This window comes from Cupriavidus sp. HPC(L), assembly GCF_000307735.3.
Classification (GTDB): domain Bacteria; phylum Pseudomonadota; class Gammaproteobacteria; order Burkholderiales; family Burkholderiaceae; genus Cupriavidus.
Window position 1 is genome coordinate 1 of sequence record NZ_AMPR02000199.1, and the last position, 5,615, is coordinate 5,615.

A 5,615-nucleotide genomic window follows, 5' to 3' on the forward strand; every position below is an offset into this window, starting at 1 on the left:
AATATGGCCAGCAGGACCGCCAGCAACAGGAACAGACGTGCCATCGACGATGCCTTGCTTCAGAGGCGATGCAGAATCACTTCGATCACGAAGCGGCTGCCGACGTAGGCCAGCAGCAGGATGCAGAACGAGGCGATGACCCAGCGCAGCGCCACGCGGCCACGCCAGCCGTAGAACCGCCGGCCCGCCAGGATGCCGGCGAACATCACCCACGAGACCAGCGCGAACACGGTCTTGTGGTCGAAGCGGAAGACCCGCCCGAACAGCTCCTCGGAGAACAGCAGCCCCGAGGCGATCGTCATCGTCAGCAGCACGAAGCCGGCCGCGATCAAGCGGAACAGCAGCTTCTCGAGCGTCAGCAGCGGCGGCAGCAGGTCGAGCCAGCGGCCCAGCCAGCCGGCCTGCTGCGGCGCGCCGGCGGCCATCGCGCCGCCCGGCACGTGTACGCCGTGGCCGCGGTTGAAACCATGCAGCCGGCGCTCGACCAGCAGCATCAGGAAGGCGTGGAAGGCCGCCAGCGTGAACAGCCCGTAGGCGACGTTGGCGATGATGAAATGCAGCTTGAACAGCGGCCGCGCGGCATAGCCGAGGATCTGCGCGCCGGGGAAGGCGAGCGGCATCAGGCTGGCCAGCATCGCCACCGGGATCACGACCAGGCCCAGTCCCGCCAGCGAGAAGAAGAAGCTCTCGATCCAGTAGATGCCGACGCCCAGCCACAGCATCGCCGACAGCGCGAAGGCAAAGCCGAACACCATGCGGTCGGCCGGAAAGATGGTCTCGTGCAGCAGCATGCCGTGGCTGGCCAGCACCGCCACCATCAGCAGATGCCACCAGGCGGGCTGCCCCTCGGCGCTGCCGCCCGGCGCGGGGCCCGGCACCAGCACCATCGAGCCCGGCTGGCCGCCGAGGCCCGGACCGCCAGCCGTGCTAGTGGCCAGCCCGGCGTGGCGCGTCGCCCAGCCGTGATAGGCCAGCGCGCAATAGAGGAGTGCCGTCAGGGCATACAGTACAATCGCCATTCGCGCAGTTTACCCTAGCGCCTGTTACGGTGACCGACGGCGGTGACTGACCCGCGGTGACCGGCGGCAATGACCCGCGGCGGCAAGGCCGGATGGCGGCGCCGCGATGGACGCCCGGCGAATTCGCCCGATCGGCCCCCGTCCGCCACGCCACGGCCCGCACCGCATGGTCGATCAGCGATCGGCCACCGGCCGACAAGCGCGGCGGCGCGCCGCAACCCTACAAAGCCCACCTCCGGATTTCTGCCATGCTGGACAATCTCACTCAACGCCTGGCGCGGGTCGTCAAGACCATGCGCGGCGAGGCACGCCTGACCGAAGCCAACACCGCCGAGATGTTGCGGGAGGTTCGCCTGGCCATGCTGGAGGCCGACGTCGCGCTGCCGGTGGTGCGCGAGTTCGTGGCCCGCGTCAAGGAAAAGGCGCTGGGCGAGGAAGTGGTCGGCAGCCTCACGCCCGGCCAGGCGCTGGTCGGCGTGGTGCAGCGCGAACTGACCGCGGTGATCGGCGGCGAGGAAGCCGTCGCGGCCGACGGCGCGGCCGGCAAGGCGGCCGAGCTGAACCTGGCGGTGCAGCCGCCGGCGATCATCCTGATGGCCGGCCTGCAGGGCGCGGGCAAGACCACCACGGTCGGCAAGCTGGCCAAATGGCTGAAGGAAAACAAGAAGAAGAAGGTGCTGACGGTCTCGTGCGACGTCTACCGCCCCGCCGCGATCGCGCAGCTCAAGACCGTGTCGGACCAGGTCGGTGCCGACTTCTTCCCGTCGCAGCCGGATCAGAAGCCGGTCGACATCGCCCGCGCGGCGCTCGACTGGGCCCGCAAGCACTATCACGACGTGCTGATCGTCGACACGGCCGGCCGGCTCGGCATCGACGAGGCGATGATGCAGGAGATCGCCGCGCTGCACGCCGCGCTCAAGCCCGCCGAGACGCTGTTCGTGGTCGACGCGATGCTGGGCCAGGACGCGGTCAACACGGCCAAGGCGTTCAACGACACGCTGCCGCTGACGGGCGTGGTGCTGACCAAGCTCGACGGCGATGCGCGCGGCGGCGCCGCGCTGTCGGTGCGGCACGTGACCGGCCGCCCGATCAAGTTCGTTGGCGTTGGCGAAAAGCTCGACGGCCTCGAACCGTTCTACCCGGATCGCATGGCCCAGCGCATTCTCGGCATGGGCGACATCCTCGCTCTGGTCGAGGAGGCGCAGCGCGGCGTCGACATGGAAGCGGCCGAGAAGCTCGCCAAGAAGATCAAGAAGACCGGCGGCTTCGACCTCGAGGACTTCAAGGCGCAGATCGGCCAGATGAAGAAGATGGGCGGCCTGGGCAGCCTGGTCGACAAGCTGCCGGCGCAGTTCGCCCAGCAGGCCCAGGGCGCCAATATGGATCAGGCCGAGAAGCAGGTGCGCCGCATGGAAGGCATCATCAACAGCATGACGCCGGCCGAGCGCGCCAAGCCCGAGCTGATCAAGGCCAGCCGCAAGCGCCGCATCGCCGCGGGCGCCGGCGTGCCGGTGCAGGAAGTGAACCGCCTGCTGAACCAGTTCGACCAGATGCAGAGCATGATGAAGAAGCTCAAGGGCGGCGGCATGGCCAAGATGATGCGCTCGATGGGCGCGATGAAGGGCGGCATGAAGGGCCTGTTCAACCGCTGATCCGCCCCATCGAACTGCCGCCCGCAAAGAACACCAGACAGGACCGAACATCATGATGACTGCCGAACAGGCCCGCGAACTGTGGGCGAACTCCGAGGAAATCGTCAGCGCGCAGCAGGTGCAGCAGTCGCTGGACCGCATGGCGCGCGAGATCACCGACAAGATGGGAGACCGCTTCCCGCTGGTGCTGTCGGTGATGGGCGGCGCCGTGGTCTTCACCGGCATGCTGCTGCCCAAGCTCGAATTCCCGCTCGAGTTCGACTACATCCACCTGTCCCGCTACAACAACAAGACGGTCGGCGGCGAGATGCAATGGCGCGTCGCGCCACGCGAGTCGGTCAAGGACCGGACCGTGCTGGTGCTCGACGACATCCTCGACGAGGGCGAGACCATGGCGGCGATCCGCCAGCGCATCATGGACATGGGCGCGCGCGATTTCTACGCGGCGGTGCTGTGCGAGAAGACGCTGGCCAAGTCCAAGCCGATGCATCCGGACTTCTGCGGCTTCACGGTGCCGGACCGCTATGTGTTCGGCTGCGGCATGGATGCCAAGGGCTACTGGCGCAACCTCGGCACCATCCGCGCGCTGAAGGACTGAGGCGCCCGCCTTTCTTCCCCGCCCCTTCCCCGTCCCGGCGGACGCGCCTGCTTTCAGTGTCCGGCCGCCAGGATCGGCCACAGCGAGCCGAGCAGCAGCAGCGCCATCGTCACGTTGAACACGCGCAGCACGCGCGGCCGCGCCAGCCAGCGGCGCAGCGACGCGCCGAACACTGCCCACACCGCCACGCTCGGCAGATTGATGATCGCCGACAGGCTGGCCAGCAGCAGCACGTTGAGCCAGACATTCGGGTGCAGCACATAGGCGCTGCACGCGCCCACCGCCATCACCCACGCCTTCGGATTGACCCACTGGAACGCGGCCGCCTGCAGGAAGCCCATCGGCCTGGCCACCTGCCGGTCCTGCACGCCACCGGCGGTGGCCAGCTTCCAGGCCAGGTAGACCAGATAGACGGTGGCGGCCACGCGCAGCAGCGGCCAGGTCCACGGCAGCGCGGTGAACAGCGAACCGAGGCCGAGGCCGATCAGCGCGATCATCACCGCGAAGCCGCTGCTGATGCCGAGCAGATGGGGAATGGTGCGCGCGAAACCGAAATTGACGCCCGAGGCCAGCACCATCGTGTTGTTCGGTCCGGGCGTGATCGACGACACCAGCACGAAGCCGCCGAACGCGGCAAACACGGCAGAGCCCGCCGCCAGTTCCGACAGTGCCATGGCAACTCCTTGAATACAGGGGAAGCGGCAGTCTAGCGCGGCGGTCCTATACAGTACCGGTACAGATTCACCGGTAAAGTCCGGCACAGTGCTGCTGCCGGTTCAGCACAGATGTGGCAGGGCGGAGCGCGACCACGGGCTCCGTGCCTCCGGGCGGCAGCGGGTCAGCCTTCGCCGCGATACGGCGCTTCGCGCAGCCACTTGGTGGCGATCCACTTCTCGCCCTGCTCGACCGGCAGCCCCGCGTGCAGCGTCCGTTCGTCGAGCGAGCCGTCCTCGCCGAGATAGGCGAAGAACACCGCATTGCCCTGCACCGGATTGACGCGCAAACCCAGCTTCGGGAACGCGGTCGCGCCGCCGGCCGGCACATCGTTCAGGTAGATCACCAGCGTCGCCATCCGCTGTCCGCCAACGCGCAGCTGGCGTGCCTCGCCGGGGCGCTGCGGGTTGAAGAAGTCGTAGTGCGGCTGGTACTCGGCGCCGGGCTTGTAGTTCAGGATCTGCAGCCCTTCGCCGTGCTCGACCGGCACGCCGGTCACCGCGGCGATGCGCGCCTCCAGCCGCTCGATCAGCGGATGCTCGCCGACCTGGAACATCGCGCCCATGCTGGTGCGCGCGTCGATCAGGTTCTCGTCGCCGGTATCGGGATTGACCACCGGCGAGCGCGCCAGCCGGCCGCGCGACAGCGCGATCAGCGCCTCGCATTCGTCCGGCATCAACAGCCGCTGGAACAGCGCGATGCGCGGCGACTCGATCGCGAACAGCACCGGCACGTCGCGGCCGTCGCCGGCCGGCAATGCATTGGGCGCGGTGATCGCAGGGGTCGCCGCCGCCGCGGTGGCAGCGTGGTGCGCGGCGTTGGGCATGGACTGCGCAGCGGCCTTCGCCCTGGCGGTCGGCGACGGCGAATGTCCCGACCGCGCGCCGCGCTGCCCGGATCCGGCAAAGGCGGCCTGCACCGTGGCGCGCGCGAAGGCCGCGTCGTAGCCGGACTGGCACATCGACCGCACCAGCGCGTCGGCGCCGAAGCCTTGCGCGATATGCCGGGCCAGCCAGCGTTCCAGTTCGGGCGACGAGGTGGCGTAGCCGGTCTTGCCGGCCGCCGGATGCGGGCGCGAAGTCATGACGGATCGGACAGGCGGGTGGATGGGAACGCGGCAGGCGCGGCGGTGTTCGCCACCGTCACCGCGGCCTCGGCCTCTTGCCAGCGCTTCCACGCGGCCAGCACCGCGTTCGGATAGTCGGCCCGGCCGCGGCTGCCGTTGTAGCGGCCCAGCGCGAGGAACAGGTCGCCGGACTCGCGGTCCAGGTAGTGGCGCAGGATCGTGCAGCCGTAGCGCAGATTGCTCTGCAGATGGAACAGCTTGCGGGCGTCGCCGTCGCCGATGGTGCGCGCCCAGAACGGCATCACCTGCATCAGCCCGCGCGCGCCCGCCGTGCTGATCGCGTACTTGCGGAAGTTGCTCTCGACCTGGATCAGCCCCAGCACCAGCGCGGGCTCGAGTCCGGCCCGCTTGGCCTCGTAGTAGACGGTCTCGACCAGGTCGGTGCGGATCAGCGGCTCGGGAATGCGCCGCTCGAGGCGGCGCGACATCTCGGCGACCCAGCGCAGATAGGCGTCACGCTCGCCGGCGGAGACGAACACCGGCCGGGTGGGGCGCGCATCGGCAAT

Annotated in this window: 6 protein-coding genes; 2 read left to right on the forward strand and 4 right to left on the reverse strand. The window is 68.9% G+C overall.

Annotated features, from left to right (window positions below):
• Positions 1–59 precede the first annotated feature (59 nt).
• A complete protein-coding gene (locus B551_RS12655) occupies positions 60–1,019 on the reverse strand; it encodes an inner membrane protein YpjD (RefSeq protein ID WP_023264221.1) in 960 nt (319 codons plus the stop codon).
• Between the two features lie 248 nt (positions 1,020–1,267).
• Between B551_RS12655 and ffh the strand changes: the two genes are divergently transcribed.
• Both ffh and B551_RS12665 read left to right on the forward strand, forming a co-directional pair.
• Entirely contained in the window at positions 1,268–2,671 is a 1,404-nt protein-coding gene (gene ffh / locus B551_RS12660; protein ID WP_006579214.1) for a signal recognition particle protein, read from the forward strand.
• A gap of 52 nt (positions 2,672–2,723) precedes the next feature.
• Positions 2,724–3,269, forward strand: coding sequence for a hypoxanthine-guanine phosphoribosyltransferase (locus B551_RS12665; protein ID WP_023264223.1), 546 nt, complete (start codon positions 2,724–2,726; stop codon positions 3,267–3,269).
• Between the two features lie 53 nt (positions 3,270–3,322).
• Here the strand turns inward: B551_RS12665 and B551_RS12670 are convergent, their stop codons facing one another.
• The 3 genes from B551_RS12670 to B551_RS12680 form a co-directional block, all read right to left on the reverse strand.
• On the reverse strand, positions 3,323–3,943 hold the full coding sequence (locus tag B551_RS12670; protein WP_006579216.1) for a LysE family translocator: 621 nt from the start codon (positions 3,941–3,943) through the stop codon (positions 3,323–3,325).
• A 164-nt stretch (positions 3,944–4,107) separates the two neighbouring features.
• Entirely contained in the window at positions 4,108–5,067 is a 960-nt protein-coding gene (locus tag B551_RS12675; protein ID WP_006579217.1) for a 2OG-Fe(II) oxygenase, read from the reverse strand.
• A partial coding sequence (locus tag B551_RS12680) for a lytic transglycosylase domain-containing protein (RefSeq protein WP_052511355.1) occupies positions 5,064–5,615 on the reverse strand: 552 nt, incomplete at its 5' end. The genes B551_RS12680 and B551_RS12675, both read right to left, overlap by 4 nt.

What these genes read in the sequence shown, in the direction of transcription:
- B551_RS12655 (WP_023264221.1), bottom strand. Translation starts at nt 1,019, where the DNA reads ATGGCGATTGTACTGTATGCCCTGACGGCACTCCTCTATTGCGCGCTG.
- ffh (WP_006579214.1), top strand. Translation starts at nt 1,268, where the DNA reads ATGCTGGACAATCTCACTCAACGCCTGGCGCGGGTCGTCAAGACCATG.
- B551_RS12665 (WP_023264223.1), top strand. Translation starts at nt 2,724, where the DNA reads ATGATGACTGCCGAACAGGCCCGCGAACTGTGGGCGAACTCCGAGGAA.
- B551_RS12670 (WP_006579216.1), bottom strand. Translation starts at nt 3,943, where the DNA reads ATGGCACTGTCGGAACTGGCGGCGGGCTCTGCCGTGTTTGCCGCGTTC.
- B551_RS12675 (WP_006579217.1), bottom strand. Translation starts at nt 5,067, where the DNA reads ATGACTTCGCGCCCGCATCCGGCGGCCGGCAAGACCGGCTACGCCACC.